The organism is Hahella sp. CCB-MM4 (assembly GCF_002260525.1).
Classification (GTDB): Bacteria; Pseudomonadota; Gammaproteobacteria; order Pseudomonadales; family Oleiphilaceae; genus Hahella.
This window is the reverse complement of sequence record NZ_MRYI01000018.1, coordinates 36,887-59,755: the sequence shown is the minus strand read 5'-3', so window position 1 is coordinate 59,755 and position 22,869 is coordinate 36,887. Positions and strand designations below refer to the sequence as shown.

Annotated in this window: 19 protein-coding genes; 13 read left to right on the top strand and 6 right to left on the bottom strand. The window is 50.3% G+C overall.

What is annotated here, in order from left to right; translation table 11 throughout:
* Positions 1–71: 71 nt before the first annotated feature.
* From BTA51_RS23700 to BTA51_RS23660, 9 genes are all read left to right on the top strand, one after another.
* On the top strand, positions 72–1,805 hold the full coding sequence (locus BTA51_RS23700) for a GspE/PulE family protein (RefSeq protein WP_094711572.1): 1,734 nt from the start codon (positions 72–74) through the stop codon (positions 1,803–1,805).
* 8 nt (positions 1,806–1,813) lie between these two features.
* Positions 1,814–3,043, top strand: coding sequence for a type II secretion system F family protein (locus BTA51_RS23695; RefSeq protein ID WP_094711571.1), 1,230 nt, complete (start codon positions 1,814–1,816; stop codon positions 3,041–3,043).
* Between the two features lie 115 nt (positions 3,044–3,158).
* The gene (locus BTA51_RS23690) at positions 3,159–3,713 is read left to right on the top strand and encodes a hypothetical protein (RefSeq protein ID WP_094711570.1); all 555 of its coding nucleotides are present in this window, start codon (positions 3,159–3,161) and stop codon (positions 3,711–3,713) included.
* 98 nt (positions 3,714–3,811) lie between these two features.
* Positions 3,812–4,291: a prepilin-type N-terminal cleavage/methylation domain-containing protein gene (locus BTA51_RS23685; protein WP_094711569.1), complete on the top strand. Its 480-nt coding sequence runs from the start codon at positions 3,812–3,814 to the stop codon at positions 4,289–4,291.
* A gap of 10 nt (positions 4,292–4,301) precedes the next feature.
* On the top strand, positions 4,302–4,796 hold the full coding sequence (locus BTA51_RS23680) for a prepilin-type N-terminal cleavage/methylation domain-containing protein (RefSeq protein ID WP_094711568.1): 495 nt from the start codon (positions 4,302–4,304) through the stop codon (positions 4,794–4,796).
* Positions 4,774–5,283 (top strand): prepilin-type N-terminal cleavage/methylation domain-containing protein, encoded by a 510-nt coding sequence (locus BTA51_RS23675; RefSeq protein WP_094711567.1) that lies wholly within the window; start codon positions 4,774–4,776, stop codon positions 5,281–5,283. The genes BTA51_RS23680 and BTA51_RS23675 overlap by 23 nt, the downstream gene beginning before the upstream one ends.
* Positions 5,283–6,059 carry a type II secretion system protein gene (locus tag BTA51_RS23670; protein ID WP_094711566.1) on the top strand — a complete coding sequence of 259 codons (777 nt, stop codon included), beginning with the start codon at positions 5,283–5,285 and terminating at the stop codon, positions 6,057–6,059. Before BTA51_RS23675 ends, BTA51_RS23670 begins: the two co-directional genes overlap by 1 nt.
* The gene (locus BTA51_RS23665; protein WP_246841149.1) at positions 6,049–6,564 is read left to right on the top strand and encodes a hypothetical protein; all 516 of its coding nucleotides are present in this window, start codon (positions 6,049–6,051) and stop codon (positions 6,562–6,564) included. The genes BTA51_RS23670 and BTA51_RS23665 overlap by 11 nt, the downstream gene beginning before the upstream one ends.
* Positions 6,564–10,772 carry a DUF6701 domain-containing protein gene (locus BTA51_RS23660; protein WP_094711565.1) on the top strand — a complete coding sequence of 1,403 codons (4,209 nt, stop codon included), beginning with the start codon at positions 6,564–6,566 and terminating at the stop codon, positions 10,770–10,772. Before BTA51_RS23665 ends, BTA51_RS23660 begins: the two co-directional genes overlap by 1 nt.
* A gap of 13 nt (positions 10,773–10,785) precedes the next feature.
* On the opposite strand, the gene BTA51_RS23655 is transcribed toward BTA51_RS23660, so the two are convergent.
* Both BTA51_RS23655 and BTA51_RS23650 read right to left on the bottom strand, forming a co-directional pair.
* Entirely contained in the window at positions 10,786–11,673 is an 888-nt protein-coding gene (locus BTA51_RS23655; protein ID WP_141215666.1) for a hypothetical protein, read from the bottom strand.
* Between the two features lie 145 nt (positions 11,674–11,818).
* Complete coding sequence (locus BTA51_RS23650; protein ID WP_094711563.1) at positions 11,819–13,318, bottom strand: AAA family ATPase; 1,500 nt, start codon at positions 13,316–13,318, stop codon at positions 11,819–11,821.
* A 233-nt stretch (positions 13,319–13,551) separates the two neighbouring features.
* Here BTA51_RS23650 and BTA51_RS23645 point away from each other — a divergent pair, with 233 nt between their 5' ends.
* Together BTA51_RS23645 and BTA51_RS23640 are read left to right on the top strand one after the other, a co-directional pair.
* Positions 13,552–14,418 carry a phosphoribulokinase gene (locus tag BTA51_RS23645; RefSeq protein WP_094711562.1) on the top strand — a complete coding sequence of 289 codons (867 nt, stop codon included), beginning with the start codon at positions 13,552–13,554 and terminating at the stop codon, positions 14,416–14,418.
* A gap of 118 nt (positions 14,419–14,536) precedes the next feature.
* Complete coding sequence (locus BTA51_RS23640) at positions 14,537–15,079, top strand: hypothetical protein (protein ID WP_094711561.1); 543 nt, start codon at positions 14,537–14,539, stop codon at positions 15,077–15,079.
* A gap of 74 nt (positions 15,080–15,153) precedes the next feature.
* Here BTA51_RS23640 and rrtA read toward each other — a convergent pair whose 3' ends face one another.
* The 3 genes from rrtA to BTA51_RS23625 all read right to left on the bottom strand — a co-directional run bounded on the left by rrtA (position 15,154) and on the right by BTA51_RS23625 (position 17,977).
* The gene (gene rrtA, locus BTA51_RS23635) at positions 15,154–15,693 is read right to left on the bottom strand and encodes a rhombosortase (protein WP_246841148.1); all 540 of its coding nucleotides are present in this window, start codon (positions 15,691–15,693) and stop codon (positions 15,154–15,156) included.
* Positions 15,694–15,764: 71 nt separating this feature from the next.
* Positions 15,765–16,556, bottom strand: coding sequence for an adenosylmethionine decarboxylase (gene speD, locus BTA51_RS23630; protein ID WP_094711559.1), 792 nt, complete (start codon positions 16,554–16,556; stop codon positions 15,765–15,767).
* Between the two features lie 362 nt (positions 16,557–16,918).
* Positions 16,919–17,977, bottom strand: coding sequence for a diguanylate cyclase (locus tag BTA51_RS23625; RefSeq protein ID WP_094711558.1), 1,059 nt, complete (start codon positions 17,975–17,977; stop codon positions 16,919–16,921).
* A 298-nt stretch (positions 17,978–18,275) separates the two neighbouring features.
* Between BTA51_RS23625 and BTA51_RS23620 the strand changes: the two genes are divergently transcribed.
* The gene (locus BTA51_RS23620; RefSeq protein ID WP_094711557.1) at positions 18,276–19,100 is read left to right on the top strand and encodes an alpha/beta fold hydrolase; all 825 of its coding nucleotides are present in this window, start codon (positions 18,276–18,278) and stop codon (positions 19,098–19,100) included.
* Positions 19,101–19,257: 157 nt separating this feature from the next.
* On the opposite strand, the gene BTA51_RS23615 is transcribed toward BTA51_RS23620, so the two are convergent.
* On the bottom strand, positions 19,258–19,941 hold the full coding sequence (locus BTA51_RS23615) for a hypothetical protein (RefSeq protein WP_094711556.1): 684 nt from the start codon (positions 19,939–19,941) through the stop codon (positions 19,258–19,260).
* Positions 19,942–20,126: 185 nt separating this feature from the next.
* Here BTA51_RS23615 and BTA51_RS23610 point away from each other — a divergent pair, with 185 nt between their 5' ends.
* Entirely contained in the window at positions 20,127–22,868 is a 2,742-nt protein-coding gene (locus tag BTA51_RS23610) for an aspartyl/asparaginyl beta-hydroxylase domain-containing protein (RefSeq protein ID WP_094711555.1), read from the top strand.
* The last annotated feature ends 1 nt before the right edge of the window (position 22,869 follow it).

Here is a 22,869-nt window from a genome sequence, read left to right as displayed (position 1 = left end):
GCTTTATCGATTGGTAGTAATACGTTTTCCATCGACAGTAAACATTCCATGTGGAAATAGACGACAGACCTATGGCAGAACCCAGAAAAAAAATCCGTCTTGGTGACCTGCTGGTGCAGGGGGAAGTCATCACTGAAGAGCAACTGATGACAGCTCTTAGTGAGCAAAAGAAGACTGGCGCCAAATTGGGACGGGCGCTGATTGAACTTGGTTATATGGATGAAGATAGTCTGCTGCGCTTCCTGTCCAAGCAGCTTGGCATTCCATTTGTCCAGCTTCGTCACTTCCAGTTTGACCAGGAGTTGATCAAGAAGCTACCTGAAACTTCCGCCAGGCGCTTTCGTGCCATTGTGCTTTCTGAGGACCAGGGAGAACTCTTGGTGGGGATGTCCGACCCCATGGACATCTTTGCCTATGACGAGTTGGTCCGTCAGCTTAAACAGCCCATACGACAGGCGGTGGTAAGGGAGAGCGAACTGCTGAATACCCTGGATATGGTCTATCGGCGTACCGAGGAAATTGCCAGTATCGCCGTTGAGCTGGAAGATGAATTGGGCGAAGACGCCTTTGACCTGGCGCAGCTGGCTGCCGGTGGAGATGATTCGGAAGCGCCCGTTGTTCGTCTGTTGCAGTCCATTTTTGAAGATGCGGTTGTCGCGAGAGCTTCCGATATCCATATCGAACCTGATGAAAATGTGGTGCGTATCCGACAGCGTATAGATGGTGTACTGCATGAGCAGGTCATGAAGGAGAAGCGTATTAACGCTGCTCTGGTGTTGCGCCTGAAGCTGATGTCCGGGTTGAATATTTCCGAGAAACGCTTACCCCAGGACGGGCGATTCAATATCCGGGTGAAAGGGCGTTCCATTGATGTTCGTTTGTCCACCATGCCGGTGACCTATGGCGAGTCCGTGGTCATGCGTCTGCTGGACCAGACCGAGGGCATGTTGAACCTGGAAGCCACAGGGATGCCTGATGAATTGCTGCAGCGTATCCGGGTATTGATCAAGCGCCCCCATGGAATTCTGTTAGTCACCGGGCCGACGGGGAGTGGTAAAACCACCACTCTGTATGGAGCGCTGACAGAACTCAATAGTTCGGCATCTAAAATCATCACGGCGGAAGATCCTATTGAGTACCGCTTGCCTCGAATTACCCAGGTTCAGGTGAATCCCAAGATCGGCCTGAATTTCGCCACTATTTTGCGTTCTGCCTTGCGTCAGGACCCGGATATTGTGCTGGTGGGGGAAATGCGTGATCAGGAAACCGCTGAAATCGGGTTACGGGCTGCTATGACCGGCCACTTCGTATTGTCCACTTTGCATACCAACGATTCCATCTCCAGTGCCATGCGTCTGATTGATATGGGAGCCGAACCCTATCTCGTCGCCAGTGCATTAACCGCGGTGCTGGCGCAGAGACTGGTCAAGCGGATCTGTGATGATTGTAAGCAACCTTACACGCCGACAGAGCAGGAAAAGATATGGTTGCATGGCCTGACACATACCGGGCTGCCGGACCATTTCTATCGCGGCAAGGGGTGCTATCAATGCGGCAATAGCGGATACCGGGGAAGAATCGGGGTTTTTGAGTTGCTGGAAATGAATGACTCGCTGTTGGAAGCCCTACGCTTAAACAATCAGAGTCAGTTCGTATCAGCCGCCAAAACGGCAAAGCTGTATCGACCATTGGCGTTAAGTGCGTTGGATTATGCCCGGGAGGGCGTCACCACCATCGATGAAGTATTCCGAATTTCAGCGTCCCTGGGAGAGGGGGTTGGAAAAGCGGCGATTGATTTCAGTTAGGTTGAACGATGGCGCAGTTTGCATACAAGGGTAGAGACAGCAAAGGGGGCCTGGTGGAAGGCACTCTGGAAGCGGCAAACCAGGAGGTGATTGCCAATGAACTGCTGCGCCAGGGAATTACGCCGACCAGCATTCGTGAAAAGGCGGCCCAGAAAGATGTGTTCGAAGCCATCCGGAAACATCCACTGTTTCGACGCAAGGTGACATTGGATGAGCTGATTATTCTCTGTCGCCAGATGCATGCGCTGACCCGAGCCGGAATACCCATTATCCGAGCTATTCGTGGGCTGGCGGAATCGACTAAATCAGAAACACTTTCCGAGGTTTTGGAGGATGTTGCCCGCAGACTGGAGGGTGGGGTGAATCTGGCCACGGCGATGCGGGCCCACCCGAAAGTGTTTAATGATCTGTTCGTGTCGATGATCCTGGTGGGGGAAAACACCGGCCAGATTGAGGAAGCGTTCAAGCAACTGGCCAATAACATTGAATTAGAGCGGGAGACCCGTAAGAGGGTAAAACAGGCGACTCGTTATCCGCTCATGGTCGTGACAGCGATACTGGTGGCTTTGCTGGTCGTGAATTTCTTCGTCATTCCGGCATTTGCCAGCGTATTCGCGAAATTTGGTGCGGACCTACCGCTGCCCACCAAGATTTTGATTGCCACCTCGCACTTTCTGACCACCTATGGCTGGTGGCTCGTTATCGGTCTGGTGTTGGCGCTGTATACCTTTCTGCGCTGGATTAAAACACCGACAGGGCGCTACCGCTGGGACCGTTTCAAGCTAAAGATACCCATTGTCGGTCCACTGTTTGAGCTGGTGGCGTTGTCCCGCTTTTCCCGCAATTTTTCGATGATGCTGGCTGCGGGACTTCCCGTGACAACTGCGCTGACGTTGGTGTCGGAAGCGGTTAACAACGCCTTTATCGGCAAGGCTATCGCTGAAATGCGGACCGGCATTGAACGGGGCGACACATTGGTCCGTACTGCCAGGACCTCTGAGATGTTCTCCCCGTTGGTCATGCAGATGCTGTCTGTGGGAGAAGAGACCGGGGCGGTGGATGCGCTGTTAATTGATGTGGCGAATTTTTATGACGAGGAAATCGATTTCTCATTGAAGCGTCTGTCTGAATCCATTGAGCCTATACTGTTGGTCTTTATGGGGGGGATGGTGTTGGTGCTGGCACTTGGAGTATTCCTGCCAATGTGGAACCTCGGTGCAGCGGCATTGGGCCGTTGATAGCTTGATTTATGGCCTGGAAATGCATGCTTTGGATACACCCGCTTTGGAAATATATGGTCTTGATCGCTAATCGCAGGCCAGGAAATTTGATGTCTGGTCTGGAGAGGTCGTAATGGGAAGGCTGGTGCAGTCATTAACCAGAGTGGAGCTATGGATGGTTATAGGCCTGATCGCGCTGATTGTGGTGGTGTTTTTTCGCAGCCTGAACAGCACGATCAATCTGGTGGAAGAGTTCAAGCCTGAACAGGTGAAGTCTGCACTGGAGGCGTCTCTCAGGGAAATCCATATCACTTGGCTGGCGAGGGGGCGTCCTGTCGGAGCCGGGGGGGAGATAGAGATTGGACAACAGCGGCTGAATGTAAACGATCAGGGGTGGCCGGTTGCCGTTGGAGGCGAGAGCGCACATGCAGAAATGACCGACCACTCATGCGAGGAAATCTTCTATGCCTTACTGACGGATTATGTGGCAGGGGAACTGATACCCAAGGGAAACGCCGCAGCACCTAAAGTGGGTGTCGTCGCTAGAGGGTTGGAAATAAGAGCGCTGGCAGTGGGAACTGTCTGCGTTTACCAGATTGGTATCGGGCGACAGGTAGGTTTCTCGTTGCTATATAACACTGCCAGCGGTGAGGTCAGGGGGGCAACCTCAGGTTCTGCCGGGCAGTAGGGTGGTGTTATCTTTCAATTTTTAACAAACGGACTTAAACAAACCATCTATACTTTTGATAAGTCAACGTAAAATTTACCTAGCTAGAGGTACTACTTGTGAAGAAGCAGCAATCAGGCTTTACATTGATTGAGTTGGTTATGGTAATCGTAATCTTGGGGATTCTGGCGGCGTTTGCTTTACCCAAGTTTGCGGACCTGACCGGTGACGCAAGGACCGCAAGTATCGAAGGGCTTGCCGGGGCACTGAAATCTGCCGCGGCGATATCTCGGGCCCAGCAACTGGCAAACCAGGGAACCCTGGGAGCGTCCGTGACTCTGGACGGCCAGGCTGTGACAATGGTGAATGGATACCCAACGGCTAATGCTGCCGGCATAGGTGCCGCAGCCGGTGTTGACTCAGCAGATTACTCGTCCTCCGGCGGCGGTACTGCAGGGAACACGACCATTACTTATACGATTAACGGCTATACCGGTGGTACCTGCCAGGTGACCTATACCTCTGCCAATGCTGCCACAGACAATACTGCACCGATTACCGCACAGCCAGCTGTTGCGGTGGATTCATCCGGATGCTGATTGTTGTGGTATGTGGCGTAGACAGGCGGGATTCACTCTGGTTGAACTGATTCTGGTTCTTATCCTTATATCTGTCTTAGCTGTATCCGCAATAGGGCTTTTTTCCACCAAGGGCGGTTATACCGCCCGCACTACCGCAGACCTGATACTCGCTCAGGCCCGGGTTGCACAGCAAGTGGCGCTAGGGCGAGCATTGGCGTCCAATGTCAGCTTTTCTGTCTCCCGCAGCAGTGATGAGATGACTCTCGGGGTCACACAGGACTCGTTTTCCTCTTCCCGCACCACTGACGTTCAGGACGTAACGGTAAGTTGGAAGGAATCAGGAACCACAAGCTGCACCGGTGGCAGCACTTCTGACTTCACGATGCAGTTTAATCGTAACGGCGATGCCTTTTCTCCGGGAGGTAATCCGGTCAACACGCTGATCTGTGTTGTGGGCAGCCAGACCATTCCTATCTGTATTTCCTCTCTGGGATATGCTTATGAAGGCCTGTGCGATTCGTAAGCGATGCCGTCAGAATGGCATCACCCTGATAGAGCTGGTGATCTCTATCGTTGTCCTGGGAATTGCCCTGACGGCCATTGTTTCAGCCATCAGCACATCCGTCAGCCGTAGTAGCAATATATTATTGCAGGATAGAATGATTGAGCTGTCACAGGCATATATGGATGAGATTGTCGGAAAACGGTTTGATGAAGACACGCCGATAGGCGGCTACCCGCCGGTGACCAACTGTACGATCAACACTGAGGAAGGGGATCGTGGCAGCTTTGATGACGTCGACGACTATGATGGTCTCGATGAAGCTCCCACCTCCCAGACGACTGCAAACTTTGCCAACTACACCGATTACCGGGTGACCGTATCGGTTGTTTGTGCCGGTACTGATATGGGGTTGTCTGCTGACAAATGGGCAAAACGGGTCCAGGTCGCGATTACGGCACCTAATGGTCAGGTCATGGTGTTTACCGCGTATAAGGGGAACTATTGATGACCCTTCGGCAACGCGGATTCACGCTCACGGAACTGGTGATGGTGATCGTGATTGTGGGTATTCTGGGAGTTGCTGTGACCCGGTTTATTACCGCCACTGTCGGTGGTTATGTCGATACTGCTGACCGCCAAAAACTGGCTTCGGCCGGTTATATCTCCTCTGAAAAAATATCCCGGGAATTGCGGACGGCACTGCCAAACTCCATTCGCCTGAATGCCTCTAATAGCTGTATTGAATACATTCCAATTTTGGCCGGCACCTACTATACCTCTATCCCGCTGGATGCAGCAGGAAACAGTATAGAGGCCGTTGGTGCGCGGGTCAGCAGTGCGGTGAGCGGTAGGGCCGTGGTCTATCCGGTTAGCGCCTCCGCGCTGTATTCACCGTCCAGTACCGGAGCCATTACATCGGCCACCGCGACACTGCCGGTAGGTACCGATGCTATTACGATCAGCTTGAGTGCCAACCATCAGTTTGATGCTGATTCCCCGGCTCGCAGGGTATTTATTGTTGACTCCCCCAGAGCCTATTGTGTGGTTGGGGGACTGATGTTCCTGTATCGGAATTATGGCTTCAACAGCAGCATTACGCTGCCCCCAACTGGAGGGCAACGAGCGGTTCTCTTGGACAATATATCGACCAGCACCAATGCTTTTGATTATACCCCGGCCTCGCTGGTCCGGAACGCAGTGGTGAACTTTCGTTATACTCTGAGTAAGAATGACGAAACCTGGCAGACTGAACAGGAGGTACACATCCGTAATGTGCCTTGATGTCCATCATTCAGACTTCCTGCCGTCACCTAAAGGTCGACTGGCTGTTGGTAGCCTTGGGTACCAGAGAGGCTCTGGGAACCCTAGAGGCCGTGGATACCAGAAAGGTCTGGGGTTGCCGGCGACCTTGTTCCTGATTGTGGTATTGGGGTTGCTGGTGGTGGCGATTACGGCGCTGGAGCGGTCCACGGCGGAAAGTGTTTCCATCAACGTACAGTCAGCTCGAGCATTTTATGCCGCTCAGAGTGTTGCAGAAGCCGCATTGGTGACGCTGTTTCCGATCAATGAAAGTGACCCGAGCGATGCGGCGGCCCCTACCGATTGCCCAGCACTGGGGGCGATAAATTTTGCCAATGACAATACCGGCTTGATTGGTTGCTCAGCCACGGTGGAATGCTTCAAAGACGAAGTAGGCGGTGAGTTTTATTTCACTCTACGCAGCACCGGAACTTGTGGTTCTGGCGGTGAAGCTGCCGTTCGGGTCGTGGAAGTGAGGGCTCGGTAATGGCGAAAATGAAGCTGCTACTGAAGCCGGTGTGCTATCTGGTATTCATGTTTGCGCTGTTCGCAAACCTGGCTAAAGCTGCCTATACGGTGGAAGAGATCACTGGAACGCCCTTTGATGCGACCAGTACGGCGGTAGCCTGGACCAATGATTCCAGTCTGACGGCGTATCCCCAGGATGATGATTTCGAGCTGGTGAATATTGGATTCACCTTCTATCTGGGGGAGATCGCGTACACCCAGGTCAGAATTCTTTCCAACGGCGCTTTGCACTTTGGTGATGATCAGGGCTTTTACAAAGACTACACCAATGAAAGTCTGCCGATTACCAGCGCCTGTAGTGGGGGCAATTGCCCAGGGTATGAAGAACCGGCAGATCGGGTGATTCTGGGGTATTGGGATGATCTTGAACCGTCTCTAGGGGGTAGCGTCACTTATGACACCCTGGGAAGCGGTTCAGATCGTCGCTTTGTGGCGACCTGGGACTCCGTGCCCCGATATAACGGAGCCTCGACAGCCTACAGTGTTCAGATTGTGCTGTATGAAACCGGGGAAGTGCTATTTCGCTACGGCGATGATGATGCCACTGGCACCAGTGCCACGATAGGAATCGAGGTGGACGACAGTGACTACACAGAGTTTTCTCACAGTTCTGACCGGGTTTCGGATGCCAAGGATTTGTTCTGGGTTCGGGAGTTTCCGGCCATTGCCAGTGTTAGTGCCAGTTGTACTGACTTCAATACCGTGACGGTGCAATTTGATTCGGCAGTACAACCATCGAGAGCAACCAATACCGCCAATTACAGCATTGATAACGGGGTCACCATCACAGCTGCAACGCTCGTCGACAGCACGACCGTAGAGCTGACCACCTCAACACTGTCTGCAGGAACCACCTACACTCTCAGCACGACATACCCGGATCAGAGCCAAAGTTTCAGTCTGACGACCGGGGCTGTTAGTGGAACGTTTGCCGATAACTTCAATTCCAGCAGTTACAGCAATAACACGGGAGACCTGAGTTGGGCCGGGAGCTGGCAGGAGGAAAATGACTATGGCGGTTATAGTAGCGGAGACATTCTGATCAGCGGAAACCGGCTGGTGTTTGATGATGATCAGGGAGATGGTCCTGCCATTTATCGCGCTCTTGATCTCTCGCCGTATGATAATGTCACGCTGACATTTGATTACTATACCCAAGGTTTCCTTGAGAGTAATGACCGGTTTGCTGTGCAGGTGTCCACCAACGGTGGTGTCAGCTATACCACCTTAGCCAGTTACTCCGATGATACCAGTGGCTCTGCGAGTATTAATCTGACTCCTTATATTTCCTCTTCCACACGAATTCGCTTTGCCGTCACTCAGGGATATGGCGGCAGTGGCGAGTTCATGAATATCGATAACGTTGCCGTGGATGTGTCCGGGTCCGGAACTGCCTGTATCAATCCGTTGGTAGGCTTGTGGCGAATGGAGTCCGGTCCTTGGGACGGAACTTCCGGCGAGGTATTGGACAGTTCGGGTAATGATCTCAACGGACGTACCGTCGGCGGTGCGTCCTCTGTAAATACGAATCCGGCGATTGCCGGTGACCCTGGGACCTGTTCCTACGCGGATTTCAATGGTAGTACCCAGTATATTGAAGTGGCAGATAATGATTTATTGGATCTCAGTGATGAGCTGACCATTACTGCCTGGGTTTACCCCAACGCACTGCCGGGGAGTGGGTTGATGAGTATCCTGTCGAAAGATGAGAACTACGAGTTTCATATTACCCCTGCCGGTGAGATCAATTGGTGGTGGAATGATGACACTGGAACGACCAGAGAGTTTGACAGTGTGGGAGCCAATATCACGCCGGGTAACTGGTATCACATCGCCATTTCCTATACATCCGGTGCCCAGGCGATATACGTTAACGGGGTGCAGCGTGCAACGCGCACTTATACCGGCGGCCTGAGAACCAATAGCGATCCACTTCAGATCGGTCAGGACCAGGTATTCGCCGGACGCTATTTTAATGGCCGGATTGATGAGGTCAGAATATACAGTAGTGCGCTTGATAGTTCGGAAATTAATGATATCTATGCAGACACTCATGATTGTCCGAGCTGTACGCTGGGCGGCTTCGCTATCACCCAGCCGTCCTATGGACTGGCCTGTCCGACTACCCGAGCGGAAATCGAGATCCGGGCTATGTGCGATGATGGCGTGACAACTCATGATGCCTATGCAGGTATTGTCGATCTGAGTTCCAATGAAAACAGTCTCAGTGAGTTCTATTCGGTTTCCAGTGGCGGTACTGAAATCAGCAGTATCACGTTTGATGGAACGGAAAATGGGCGACAGAGTGTCTATCTGTACCATAAAAACGAGAATGCGGATGTGGAGGTGACGGCCACTGATCGAGTGACTGGGCTTGATGGTACCGCTTCATCCGGTACAGACTTCAGAAGTGCAGGCCTTCAGGTGTCCTTACCTAATGCATTCAATTGTGCTAATTCCGTAACGCTGACTTTAACGGCTATAGGGCAGGATTCGGGCGGCGGGGCTTCCTGTACGACGTTGACTGGGTTTGATGGCTCAAAGAGTTTAAAGGCGTGGTATTCAGTTAATATCCACACATCAGGGCAGCCAGATGCGGATACTGTTTCCACCCCCATGGTTATTGGAGGGACAAGTTTCAATGACCAGAATAAGCCTCTGACAGATAATTTGTCGTTGACCTTCAACAATGGCGTTGCTACGACGTCGCTGACATACGGTGACAGTGGTGAAATTTTAAAGTTGGATTTTGAACATGATGTGTCTCCTTATGGGGATTCGGACTCCGGTCTGCCTGTATTGGATGGCAGTGCGGCAGGCATTATTGTAACGCCTGAGCACCTGAAAATTACCATCGATACCTCAAACTCTGATTGTGCCAGTGAAGACGAAACCTGTAGCAAATTTGTAAAAGCGGGTGATCCGTTTAGCATGACGGTGTCAGGTGTCTGCTCTGATGAGAGTGTGGCACAAAGTTATCAGGGAGCCGTTAATCTTTCCCATGGCCTGTTAGCACCGTCTGGTGGGTGGGATGGAAACATATCGATGTCACAAGCGACTATCTCGCTGAGTGACAATGGATCAAAGACCATCACAGACCAATCGTTTGATGAAGTGGGGGTTATTTCGTTAACCGCATCTGCCGTGGATAACTATTTCGGTCAAAACGTTACTGAGTCCCCAACAATCACGGTTGGTCGTTTTTACCCAGCCTATCTGGATGTCACCGCTAACGACCCGACGTTCAAGCATGATTCCATGTGTGATTTTATCTACCAGGATCAAGAATTCGGTTACGACACTGGCGCTGAGCCTGAGTTGACCATAACAGCCTACAACCGTAACGGAAGTGTGACTCTAAATTACGATAGCAGCTTCTATAAGCTGGGTGATCCCGATATGAGGTACGAGAACAAACTTATGGATACTCACCCCTCTGTATTCAACGATAATCGGGTTGGGCGAAGTTATATCTATCCAGCAGGAGCTACGCTGGATGGAAAGCGAGCCGTTCAGATTTGGGACGATATACTTACCTTCCAAAAGAGTAGCTATTCAACACCGGATGCTATGGATAAACCTTTTGCTGCTGATATCGATCTTATCTTTGATAGCAATACGCTGACCGATGACGACGGCGCCTGTTATCAATCCAATCCTCCCGCAGGAACCTGCCTGCCATATACCATCTCGAAAGTTGACGGCACTCAAATCCGTTATGGTCGCCTGCATATGGAAAACGCCTTCGGTCCAGAAACCGATCCCCTGACGGTCCCCATACAAGTGGAGTATTGGGACGGAAGTAATTTTGTGGTGAACGATGCGGATGGTTGCACGAGCTATAGTACGGAAAACTCCTGGATCACCATGCAGGATTACACAGACAATCTGGATGACGGTGAAACCAAGCTGGAAATTGACGGTAGTTCAGGAGCGTCAGAAGCCTTTGTCGGAGGCAAGTTTAACTACGGCAGCCGTAAGCAAATGTACCTGACCGCACCTGGTCTGGGTAATGATGGCAGTGTGGAGCTGGCGCCATCGGTTGATGTGTGGTTACAGCATGATTGGGATGCCGACGGAGATCTCGACAATCCCACTTCCCGTGCCACCTTCGGTCAGTATCGTGGACACGACCGCATTATTTATTGGCGGGAAGTGGTGAATTGAAGCGGTGACAGAATTAAATTTTTAAATCGAAATAGACTTCGAACTCGCCTGAATACTCGCCATCATCCTGTCCTGTAAACGAGAATGTGCCGGACATTTTTTCGTCGTTGTATTCAATGAGATTAATTTCGACGTTTGTTAGCCAAAAGCCATTAGAGCCCACAGTGTTGACGAACTCTGTGGCGTTAGAGCCTATATGAAGAGAGATCGGCAGCGTAGTGGGAACATTTAAGGTGGCATATCCATAGCTACCGACTGATAGGTCGTCGTAAATTTCAAACCGCATGCTGATCACTTCATCCCCATAAGGGACAATAAGTTCTATCGATCTGTGAATATCCCAGCTTCGACTCACTTCCCAAGCGCAGACATGGCTATACTCAGTAATAGAGACCGGACCATTGAGTATGAAAGTTCCACTATCTATTTGTACGTTCTCAGATATTTTGCGAAGTGTATAGGTGCTTCTATCTATGTATGCCTCATCGAGGTGGTGCGGCTCTTCAGAAGTCCTTTGTAAGCTATTATCCGATTGAAGACGAAAGCCAGACGAATCATCAGCGGATAAGTAGAGATAATCTTTTGACTTCTGGGCGTATGCTGGAGGTCTATGTCCATATCCCCAGCACCAATCATTTGCTATTCCATAGTTTGTTTCCTCGAAGACATATCTCTGCAGCGTGTAGTGAGTAGACAAATACTTATTGGTGGATTTTTCGTAAACGTCTACTTTAACTTCGTGTAGCCAAGTTCCAGTTAAATCCATTTCCGAGAGGGACTTAATCTGCAATGAAGACTCTTCTGAAGAATTGTTTGAAGTATTATCGGAACCAGAACAACCTTGTATGCATAGAAAAATAGAGTTTAGGAGTAGAGCGAAAATTCCTTTTGACCAGGACACTGCAGTTTCCTCTAGATTTTAAAGTGACAAATTATCTATTTTATAGCAAAGGGTTGGTGGCAGGCCAGAGTCGGGTTAGTTGTTGAATGTGCTAATTGTCCCGTGTAAAGGATAGGTAGTCTTTTGCACGGGACAACGCTTCGTTTTATGCTTTCACACACCGATCTTCCGCCCAGGCACGCAGGGCTTCGATATCTTCTGATCTGACCACCGACAATGGCTGGGTCTTGTACACCTCATCCAGAATTAACTGGGTTGAGAGAGCTTCCCCTTGGGCTGCTGCGGAGTAGAGCGCCGAGACGACGGCCTGTTCAATTTCCGCGCCGGAGAAACCATCGGTGCTTTCCGCCAGTCTGTAGCAGTCAAAGTCCTGTGGGTTCTGGCCGCGTTTCTGCAGATGAATGCTGAAGATCAAGTTTCTGACCGGCGCTTCAGGTAAGTCGACGAAGAAAATTTCGTCCATACGCCCTTTGCGGATCAGTTCCGGTGGCAGGTCACGGATATTGTTGGCGGTGGCCACCAGAAATACCGGATGGGTATTCTCCGACATCCAGGTCAGCAGCGTTCCTAAAACCCGCTTGGACACCCCCTGGTCATTGGTACCCTGGCCAATACCTTTTTCAATCTCATCAATCCAAAGTACACAGGGAGACATCAGCTCGGCCAGTTGCAGGGATTCCCGCATATTGCGCTCGGTTTCGCCGAAGAACTTGTTGTAGAGCGCTCCCATGTCCAGCCTCAGGAGAGGAATGTTCCACATACCTGCAACGGCTTTGGCAGCGAGACTCTTTCCGCCCCCTTGGATGCCCAGCAGCAGAATGCCTTTGGGAGGATCCAGCTGTGGGCTGCCAGAGGTTGCATCACCCTTGCCATCAATAAATGCGTGACGGCGTTGCTTTAACCACTGCTTCAAGCCTTCCAGGCCTCCGACATCATTAAATCGGGCCGTGTCGTACTCGAAGCTCAGTACTCCTTCCATATCCATCAGCTCAAACTTGGCTTTGTTGATTTCAGGAATATCTGACTGAGTGATAGCGCCGTCATCAAAGATTGCGCCCCTGGCAAGACGGCGGGCTTCTTCGAAGCTGACACCGGAGAGGTTGCGCACAATCTGCTGGAGGGTTTTGTTGTCGGTTTTTACTTTCTGGTGCTGATTCTGTTCAGACCACCGTTGCGCCTCATCCCGGATGATATTCATCAACTGGTCCGAATCGGGAAGTCGCATTCTGAAGTTTGCGCTGTAATTTTTCAGCTCGGCCGGGATTCTGACTTCATGACTTAACAGAACCAGCGTATGGCCGTTGCTGCGATGAGCAATGGCGATATCCTTGAGTAACCGGATATGCTTTGGATCATCATCCAGAAACGGGTGAAAGTCGCATAGGACGAAAATGCTGGCAGTACTGGCCCGCTTGATGTGCTCAAGAACTTTGGTGGGATCCTGCAGCTTGTCTTCGGGCATCAGTTCAAGGCCAAAGCCCAGTCGCCGAAGTCCATCCGTCATCGTCCACTGAAATAGAGGCAGCCCGCGTTTTATCGCGAGTCTGGTCAGGGTGTCCAGGGTGCGGGTTTCTTCATGGCTCTGAATGGCGATCAACGGGATTCGCGAATCAATCATCAGTCCAAGGTCATGAACTTCGGGCATAATCTCTCCTTTGCATTGGTGTTATACAGTTTACCGAACCTTGGTATCTCTGCCTATCTCCCTGAATCTTAATGTGGGTGGCCTGATGCCTGGATATGACTGGGCATGGCTGGGTATGCCTGGATATGGACAGAAAGCCGGGATTTTGGGATTTGCAGGGAGTGGGTCCAGTGGAATGTTAGAAATATTGTTCAAAACCACCTATAGTGCCTGCTTCGAAAAGGATTAGCATTATGTCAACTCATCACCCCATCATCGCGTTAACCGGATCGTCCGGTGCCGGCACGACCACTTCCGGTCTTGCCATGCAAAAGATTTTCAAGGAAGAGAAAATCAACGCGGCTGTGGTGGAGGGCGACAGCTATCACCGCTATACCCGCGATCAAATGGCGGCACTTGCCAGTGAAGGAAAATATGGGCAGTGGAACCACTTTTCTCCAGCGGCCAATTACATTGATAAATTGGAAGCTCTGTTTGCTGATTATGCCGCCACTGGGAGTGGGCGTTATCGCTTCTATGTTCATGATGAAGATACACAGCTCCTGCAGCAGGGGTTCCAGCCCGGGAACTTTACACCCTGGGAAGACTTGCCTGCCAACACGGACTGCCTGTTCTATGAGGGGCTGCATGGTGGCTTGAAGGTTGGGCAATACAATGTGGCGCGTCATGTGGATTTCCTGATTGGAGTGACTCCGATAGTGAATCTTGAATGGATACAGAAAATATACCGCGATACCCATGTGCGTGGGTACAGTAAGGAAGCGGTGGTTTCCACTATTCTCAACCGAATGGAAGACTACGTTCGCTATATTGTTCCCCAGTTTGCCAGGTCGGATATCAACTTCCAGCGTGTCCCTACGGTCGATACCTCTGACCCCTTTATCATGCAGGATATTCCTTCAGAGGACGAAAGCATGGTGGTGATACGCTTTCGTCACTATCAGGAGGTTGATTTTCCCTCGTTGATTAACCTTATCCCCGATGCCTTTATGTCCAGGTATGACACGATTGTGATACCCGGCAACAAGCTGTCTCTAGCTATGGATCTGATTGTTCGTCCCAAGGTGATGGAGTTGATTGAAGTGGGTCGCGGGTCCTGATCAGGGCCTCAGCAACGGCTGTCACGGAACTGTAATTGTCATAACAGTGTCACGGAGCTGTCATAACCGGCGTTTAGGTTGTGAATTCGACAATAACAGGCAATGCAGGAGAAATACCGTGCGTTTAGCGAACATTATCCTGGTGGCTGGATTGGGACTGGCCACAGTGGGCTGCTCCACAATGCAGGGAACCATGGGAAATACTACAGCAGAACAATCCATGTCTTCTCTGTATGAGGCTCACACAAAAGGCCGCATATATGTATTTTATGATCGTGGACTCTACACTGAATTTCTGGAATCAGGCCACACACCTTATATGTATACTCAGATCGGAGCGGGCCCCAAAGGTGAAACCCTGGTGTACGCACTGACCAGTGAAGACAAGAAAAAGCGTGAAGGCATTCCCAGTGTTGATATGCTGGCAGGAAAAATGATGCAGGAACCATTCTACGGCGAGACCTATTCCGACGGTCGTATCTATGTCTTCTCTTCGTTGGAAATGATGAATGATTTTCGTCAGACCGGAGAGGCGACATACCGTTATACGGATATCGGTTCAGGCCCTAACGGTGAAACCGTGGTATACGTTCTGTCTAAAGCTGACAGCAAGGAAAGGCCGGACTCTCTGATCAACAGGTTTCACAAAAACCATTCCTGATCACCGCTTATCATTGCGATCAAAAAAGCCCGGGATGCTTTCGCATTCCGGGCTTTTATTCATGCTGACAGGCCTTAGCGAAATGCTCGGGTAATTCTGGCTCCCACGACAATGAGGATGCCTCCCACAGCTCCCAGTAAGTGAGCCTGTTCGGCAACCGGGCCGCCAATCATGCGGGCAATATGACTTTCATCATAATAGGGTGACTGCTCCCAGCCCACTTTGGCTATTACCCCGCCGATAATCACCCAGCGTACCCAGTCCGGGTAACGTGAGCACCACGCGGCGCCGACCAGTGTCAGGCCGTGCAGCACTCCTGACAGGCCGTAGTAGTATTTCAGTCCGGGATAGAAATAGTACAACCCGGCAGAAATAATAATACAGAGCAATACCATGACGATCGGTAGACGCCAGCGATACAGGCCGCTTTCAAAGGCGTCGATAATCAGATACGTGGCAACGGCATTAATCAGCAGATGGGGGATGCTGAGGTGGACAAAATGTCCGGTGATGGCCGGCCAAAACACACCGCGGCTAATTGCCGGGCGGGAGTAGGCCAGTCCCAGATTGAACCATTCAGCTATGAAATAGAGACAAATAAGAAGGGCTGCCATCAGCAGCCCCGTTCGACTCAAGGAAATATTGATCCGTTGCATGTCCTGCCTAAATCACCTTGGGGGATTGATCAGGGCATATTACGTGAATAGAAGATTTCCAACATTTCTTTTTGTAAACGTTCCTGAATGTCCTGACACTCTTCTGCTGGAAGGTTGCTTGCTTTCTCGGCGAAGAGATAGTTATCCAGGTTGAATTCCTTCAGGATCATTTTGGTGTGGAACAGGTTTTCCTGATACACGTTGACGTCAATCATCTGGTAAGCCTCCTGGGTGTCTTCACTCAGGAAGTTCTGGATGGAATTGATGTCATGGTCAATATAAAGCTTGGTCCCGTCTTCATGGCGGGTAAAGCCGCGTACACGGTAGTCGACCGTGACAATATCCGAATCAAAGCTGTGAATCAGGTAGTTCAATGCTTTTAGAGGCGAAATCAAGCCACAAGTGGATACGTCAATGTCGGCACGGAAAGTACTGATCCCATTATCCGGGTGACTTTCAGGATAGGTGTGTACCGTAACGTGGCTCTTGTCCAGGTGGGCCACAATGGTATCCGGCAGTGGGCCTGGTGATTCTTCATCAGATCCGGCTGGCGGAGGTACTTCGTGTTCCGCAATCAGCATGGTAACGCTGGCGCCATGAGGATCGTAATCCTGGCGGGAAACATTCAGTATGTGGGCTCCAATGATCTCGACCACATCGGTCAGGATCTGGGTCAGACGCTCGGCATTATATTGTTCGTCTATATAGGCGATATATTCCTGCTTTGCCTTTTCAGACTTGGCATAGCATATATCGTATATGTTGAAACTTAGTGATTTGGTCAGGTTGTTGAACCCGTGGAGTTTGAGCTTATCAGACATCTCAGACCCTCATAACAGACGATAAAAATAAAGCCGATATAATCGACTGGTTCACCGCAAATTCAATCGTAAGTTGCGCTTCAAACGAGCGGCAGGTGCTTACCCCTATTGCGAAAAGGTCGCATATTATGCAGACAACGAGCCCACTTGAATAGCAAAAAATAGTCTCTTGGCAAAATTCGGCTGGCTCGTGCCAAATTACAATTTTAACTGCCAAGTTTGACACGTTCGTGAACAGTTTCAACCATGTCGGTATGAAAATTGAGCAATAATTGCGTCCCGATAATCCGGCCTGTCAGCGAGTTTTTATATCCCCCAGAAAATCAGACAGTTAAGTCTGTTTCGTTAGAAAGTGGCCGGGGCTATTGCGGTCTTGTGAGATTGTCTGCATAGAATACAGTACGGTTTTTACCGGTTTCCTTGGCTTTCAGGAGGGCCTGATCGGCTTTTTCGATACATTCGCCGATGGAAGTGTCATCTGACCGGGTAATGTAGGCTCCAATTGAAATGGTGAGTGGCGGAATGTCCGAGTGACGAATATTGGCCACGGACTCCAGTGAGCGGCGGGCGGTTTTTCCAGCCTTGGCGGAGGAAACCCCCGGTAGGAAAATGATGAATTCTTCACCCCCGTAACGTGCCAGAAATGCCTGCTCTTCAACCGCAAGCTCCTGTAAACGGTCGGCAACAAGCTGCAGAGCCAGATCTCCAGAGTGATGCCCGTGTCTGTCATTCAATTGTTTAAAGTTATCCACGTCCAGCATCATGATCAGCATATCCTCAGGAACCTCTCCCTGAAAGCTTTCCAAGTGTCGCAGCAGGGCGTAACGGTTGGGGAGCTGGGTCAGGGCATCAGTTAATGCCTGTTTCGAGGCCTGCTGCTTCTGTTCATTCAACTCCATGGATTTCACAAAGTAGGCCACCAAATAGCGTTCTCTATGCTGTACCGCCAGCAACCCCATAAGCACAGCCATGCCGGATACGAGAAGGTTGTTCAGCAGAACCAGTCGGTCCGTATGGGTAAAGACAACGATGCCAATCAGATAAGTGGTCCAGCAGGTAAATGAAATAACGGCGGTATACCGCAGAGGGGCCTGGAACAGAGTACAGCAATAGATAATGATCAGGATGGTTCCCTGCTGATAAGCATACAAACCTTCATTGGCCGCAAGTACGCCGACGTAAACAATCGCAAGGTTATACAGAATCAGCCCAGCTGCCAGCGCCATGAATGCCTGTTTGAGTGAGGCATATTTCAAACTGTAAAGCATCAGCATTGCAACACTGGTCACTGCCACTCGTATCCACAGTACCTGCTGAAACTGTGCCCCCAGAAACTGGTGATCTGAAACCAGAAACAGGAGTGATGCCAGCAATGCGATCAGCGTATATAGCCTGGATGTCCTCAGCTGTGCTTTGCGCACCTGATGATTGAAAGCCTGCTGATCTTTGATGGGTAAGTCGGTAATGAGTTTGATGGTGCACCTCTAACAGAAATTCCGGCAATTTTAGTCTAGTACACAATTTTCCAGCTGCTCTGGCCGACAAGCGGGGAAGCATTTTTATGGTAAATAACGGATGCTGTTAGTGGCACATGTTGGCTTTATCAATACATAGAAAATTTTCTGGCTGATGCGGTAAATTCTGCTGTTAAATGAGCAACCGAGAGGGCTGTGAACTATACTTTTTCCAAGATAGCCGATTTGGAGAGGGGGAGCCCAAATGCCATATGCGGTTAACGGTAAAGTTCGAATCTACTATGAGACCCGGGGAGAGGGGACACCTCTCTTGATGCTGATGGGCTGGCTGGCCAATCGCGCCTGGTGGCCTGAATCGCTGCTGGCCAGTCTTGAATCACATGTACAGATGATTCTGGTAGACAATCGTGGAGCCGGGGATTCCAGTGATACGACTGGAATCTATTCGATGGCAGACCTGGCCCATGATGCGGTTGCGGTACTTGATGATCTTGGTTTGGAGCAGGCTCATGTACTGGGAGTGTCCATGGGAGGCATGGTGGCCCAGGAAATTGCCTTGCACCATGCAGAAAGGGTAAAACACCTGATACTGCTTTCCACGTCTGCCAGTCCTGTATCCTTCCGCTATTTTACCCGCAATCAACAACAATTCTGGTTGAAGAATCTCCTTAAGCGGGACCGGTCGTGGCGGGAATTGCAGCTTGATCTGATGTTTTCCCGTGAGGCAGGGGAAGAGATGAATTCTGAGCTGGAAACCTTCGTTAACCGTATCTATTCCCTTCCTAACTCCAAAGTCACCCATATCAAGCAATATCTGGCCATTATGCGTTTTAATACGTTGAAACGTCTCAGGCAATTGCAATGCCCGACTCTGGTGGCAACAGGGACCAACGATTTGATTTTATCCCATCATCATTCTCGCGATTTACACCGACGAATCCCGAATGCCCGCCTTTATGAAGTGCCCGGAGGAAGTCACGCGATGCTCGGGGAAAGTGAAGAGCTGGCGCGGACCTTTATTGAATTCCTGCATGATCCTGAACCCTCTCGCAAGGCGGAAGCCGGATAGGTGATCGCAAACATCTGCCGGACAGAGTAGGAAGTGGCATTTTGGTAAGAGGCTAGATTGGAAAAGGTATGAGGCTAGATTGAAAAAGTAGGAGACTCGATTGAAAAAAGTAGCCTGGAACGCCTATTGGGGTTAAGGCATAGCCAGGGGACGGGACCTAGTCGGGAACCAGAAGCAGGCCGTTGGAGATTAATGGCACTAGGTCTTTGTGTCGTTCATTGATGTATAGATAAAGCGGCATATCAAAAATGTTGATAACAACAAAGGATTCATCGAAGTTTGGCTGGTGGGTGATTACGTCTAGTGAGTAAGCGCTGACGATGGCAGCATCCAGATGCTGGCTCCTCACCAATTGGAAGAGCGCGGGCATTTCAGAGTGAATACGGGCATCAGGGAACTTTTGTTCCAGAATCAATACACTTTTCTGGAGTCCGATGCGAAGATCCCGCAGGGCTTTGATATCGCTTGTATGGGGGACGTCTTTGTGAAAAACGGCATAGAAGCGTGCCGTTATGATCGGAGTACTCACCCGAATCAGATGGTCTGTAAATTCGGGCTCAATATCGTGAATATCGGCAACCCTCATGAGTTCCGCATCCCCAATAGTGTTTGCCAGGGCCAGACTGCGTCGATAGGGAGCAATATTCAGAGAGGGAGTGAGGTCCAATGTTTCCATCACATATGTCAGGCGGGTAAGGGCTGCTCTGGACATTTCCGTGTCAAAGGAACTAAATATTTGAAACTCGCCGGGTTGTTCCCACTCGTCCTTTATGGCGTCGCTTTGTGCCACCGAAGAGATCATTGTCGTGGCGAAACATATGAGAAAGATGATGACTTTCATAAAGCATGTTTCGGACTTTGATTATACGAAAGCAACCTCCTTACCGGGCGTCAAATTGATGCCAAATTCCTGGTCTCCCATATAAAAATGTTAGATAGGGATAAGCAAAAAGTGAAGCAATTCCACGGGAATGTACTAAAAATAAAGTAAGAGCTGTAATCGAAAACCGCTTCTGAGGTGACAGGATGTTGTTCGCCCGTTTGGATATTCAGGTGCCGCTGGAAGATCTAAAAAAGGAAGTGAATACCCTAAAGGAGACCGATTGGATTCCACACGTTAATCAGCGTGGCTATTCGGGGACATGGGATGTTTTGCCATTGCGTAGTCTGGAGGAACATAAAAACGCCCATCCAATCCTGCAGGGATTTGCCATTCAATGCGGGAATAACTGGGTGAACCTTCCTGTTCTCAGTCAACTTCCTACTGTTGTTCGTGTGCTGGATAGCCTGCAGTGCCCAGTCAAATCCGCCCGCTTTATGCGACTTCACGCCGGCGCAGAAATCAAACCTCACAGGGACCGCGGGCTATCAGTATCCTTTGGTGAAGCCCGCCTTCATATACCTGTTGAATGTAACGATCATCTGGAGTTCTGGATCAGCGACCAGCGTGTGCCGATGCAGGAAGGAGAGATGTGGTATCTCAATGTCGACCAGACACACCATGTTCATAACAGAGGAACCCGTCACAGAATTAATCTGGTGATTGATTGTGTCGCCGATGATTGGCTGTTACGGAAAATACAGGCCAGCAAACAGGGAAGAATTCTGATGAATAGTACTCATCGATTCACATCCGATACATTGTCTGAAAATGCCGGGATTTCTGAAAGTGCCGAGATATCTGAAAGGGCTAAGAGTAAGGTCACTCTGTCCACTACGGCAGGCCGGATCATAAAGCAGCACAGCAGGCCCTTGATGGAGAACTCACCCGATGCCGCGGTGGCCAAACCACACGTAGATGCATTGGTGGAGGCTTTGGCAGAGATAACCGGCATCTCTGCAGATGATGATCTCGGTAATACTTTGGGGATGAGTCTGGATTCGGGAGTGGCGCTGTCACCGATTCAAGCGGCCAAGTGCCTGAAGGATCTGATGCGCACCCACACCTTTATCCGTGCGGTGGCGCTGGCGCTGGCAGAGCAGTTAAGGTTGAAAGGTGGCGTAGACATCCTATACGCGGGTACCGGACCCTATGGATTACTGTTGCTGCCGGTCCTTGCCTGTCTTAATGAACCCCGCATACAAGCCACTCTCCTGGATATTCATCCGGAGAATATTCAGGCAGTAAGGCAAGTTGTCGATACCCTGGAAATTAGCCACTGCATTCGCTCAATCGAGCTGGCGGATGCTACCCGCTGGAACCCTCCGGATGGGCAAAAGTTCGATATCATTCTTTCAGAGACCATGAATTGGATGCTGAAGAATGAGCCTCAGGTAATGATCTTCAGTCACCTGGTTCAGTACTTGAGGGACCAAAGCAGTACCTTGATTCCACAGCAGGTGATTCTCGACGGGTGCTTATTCAATGCCGGGCAGTTTAACGAGTATCGGATGGGAGAGGGAAAAGAGCCGTCGGTCACCGAGTTGGGAATATTTGCCTGTCTTAACCAGGAAGCTTCCATTTCTATAGCAGCAGGGAATCATCGACTTCTGGACGGTACCCTGGTCATTCCAGAATCGGTTCCTGTTGAGCACAACAGTCTAAAACTGCGAACGGAAATACAGGTGTATCAGGATTTATGGCTCAAAGACCGGCAATCCTGCCTGACCAATCCATTGTGCCTTGACGCCAGGCACTTTAAACCCGGAGATCGTATCAGTCTGGAGTATATGCTGGGGCAGTCGGCAGACGGTTCACCTCCAGGGTATAAGATCTATTGGCCTGAGCCACCTAAGACTTTTCAAAATCCGGTTTCTTCAGAAGATACCGGGAAACTGGGAATTAAGCACCTTAAGCGGCTTTGGCAAAAAACCGTATTGGACAGGGAGGGGCGACTTGATCGACGCCTGCGCGGAAGTGAGTGGGAAAAGGATGTCATGCTGATGGATCTGCTTGGGCTTGGGATGGAAGAGTGTGTGGGCCTTCTTTATCGGAAGTTTATAGACTTTGAAAGTTTCGAAAAGTGGGTGTTGGAGAAAAATGGTGGTTCGATCAGTAATGAGCTTATCTCCGAGATTAACCGTTGTCTTACCGGCAGCGGGGAAATATCGAATTCGCGATGCCAAAAGCCCGGCGGCATTCTTAGCAAGGAACAGAAGTCATTCTGGGACCAAAACGGTTACCTGGTCGTAGAAGGTGTTCTGGATAGGGAGCAGTGTCGTCAGTCTGTGGAAAGGATTTATCAACATCTCGGCATGAACCCAGATCAACCTGAAAGCTGGTACCAAATGCATTCCAGTCAGCAAAACATTATGGTCCAGATGTTTCGCGATACAGTACTCGATGCAAACCGGAAATCTGATAAAGCCCGTCGGATATATGAGGATATTTGGGGAGATCCCGAGTTGAGGCCGACGATCGACAGAGTCGGGTTTAATCCTCCGGAAACAGATGGTTACCCGTTCTCCGGCACTCGCCTTCATTGGGATGTTGATTTCACCAGGCCTTTATCTTTCAGTACTCAAGGGTTGATATATCTCTCCGATGTTGCGGAGGATCAGGGCGCTTTTCAATGTGTGCCTGGATTCCATCTGCAATTGAAGCAATGGTTAGAACAGTTGCCTGAGGGGGCAGACCCCAATCAGATGGATCTCTCAAATTTGGATGTTTGTCGAATCGCCGCCCCAGCGGGCTCCCTGATTGTATGGAATAGTTTTTTGCCGCATGGAGGTAGTCCCAATCGTGCAAGCAGTCCGAGAATTGTTCAGTATTTCAATATGCTGCCGATGAATTTCCAGGCCTTGGATTTAATGGCGAGTCTGGAGTGAG

Coding starts and splice junctions, on each gene's coding strand:
- BTA51_RS23670 (WP_094711566.1), top strand. CDS start 5,283: ATGACCCTTCGGCAACGCGGATTCACGCTCACGGAACTGGTGATGGTG.
- BTA51_RS23695 (WP_094711571.1), top strand. CDS start 1,814: ATGGCGCAGTTTGCATACAAGGGTAGAGACAGCAAAGGGGGCCTGGTG.
- BTA51_RS23690 (WP_094711570.1), top strand. CDS start 3,159: ATGGGAAGGCTGGTGCAGTCATTAACCAGAGTGGAGCTATGGATGGTT.
- rrtA (WP_246841148.1), bottom strand. CDS start 15,693: ATGGCAGCCCTTCTTATTTGTCTCTATTTCATAGCTGAATGGTTCAAT.
- BTA51_RS23680 (WP_094711568.1), top strand. CDS start 4,302: ATGTGGCGTAGACAGGCGGGATTCACTCTGGTTGAACTGATTCTGGTT.
- BTA51_RS23645 (WP_094711562.1), top strand. CDS start 13,552: ATGTCAACTCATCACCCCATCATCGCGTTAACCGGATCGTCCGGTGCC.
- BTA51_RS23675 (WP_094711567.1), top strand. CDS start 4,774: ATGAAGGCCTGTGCGATTCGTAAGCGATGCCGTCAGAATGGCATCACC.
- BTA51_RS23700 (WP_094711572.1), top strand. CDS start 72: ATGGCAGAACCCAGAAAAAAAATCCGTCTTGGTGACCTGCTGGTGCAG.
- BTA51_RS23650 (WP_094711563.1), bottom strand. CDS start 13,318: ATGCCCGAAGTTCATGACCTTGGACTGATGATTGATTCGCGAATCCCG.
- speD (WP_094711559.1), bottom strand. CDS start 16,556: ATGTCTGATAAGCTCAAACTCCACGGGTTCAACAACCTGACCAAATCA.
- BTA51_RS23620 (WP_094711557.1), top strand. CDS start 18,276: ATGCCATATGCGGTTAACGGTAAAGTTCGAATCTACTATGAGACCCGG.
- BTA51_RS23615 (WP_094711556.1), bottom strand. CDS start 19,941: ATGAAAGTCATCATCTTTCTCATATGTTTCGCCACGACAATGATCTCT.
- BTA51_RS23660 (WP_094711565.1), top strand. CDS start 6,564: ATGGCGAAAATGAAGCTGCTACTGAAGCCGGTGTGCTATCTGGTATTC.
- BTA51_RS23610 (WP_094711555.1), top strand. CDS start 20,127: ATGTTGTTCGCCCGTTTGGATATTCAGGTGCCGCTGGAAGATCTAAAA.
- BTA51_RS23665 (WP_246841149.1), top strand. CDS start 6,049: ATGTGCCTTGATGTCCATCATTCAGACTTCCTGCCGTCACCTAAAGGT.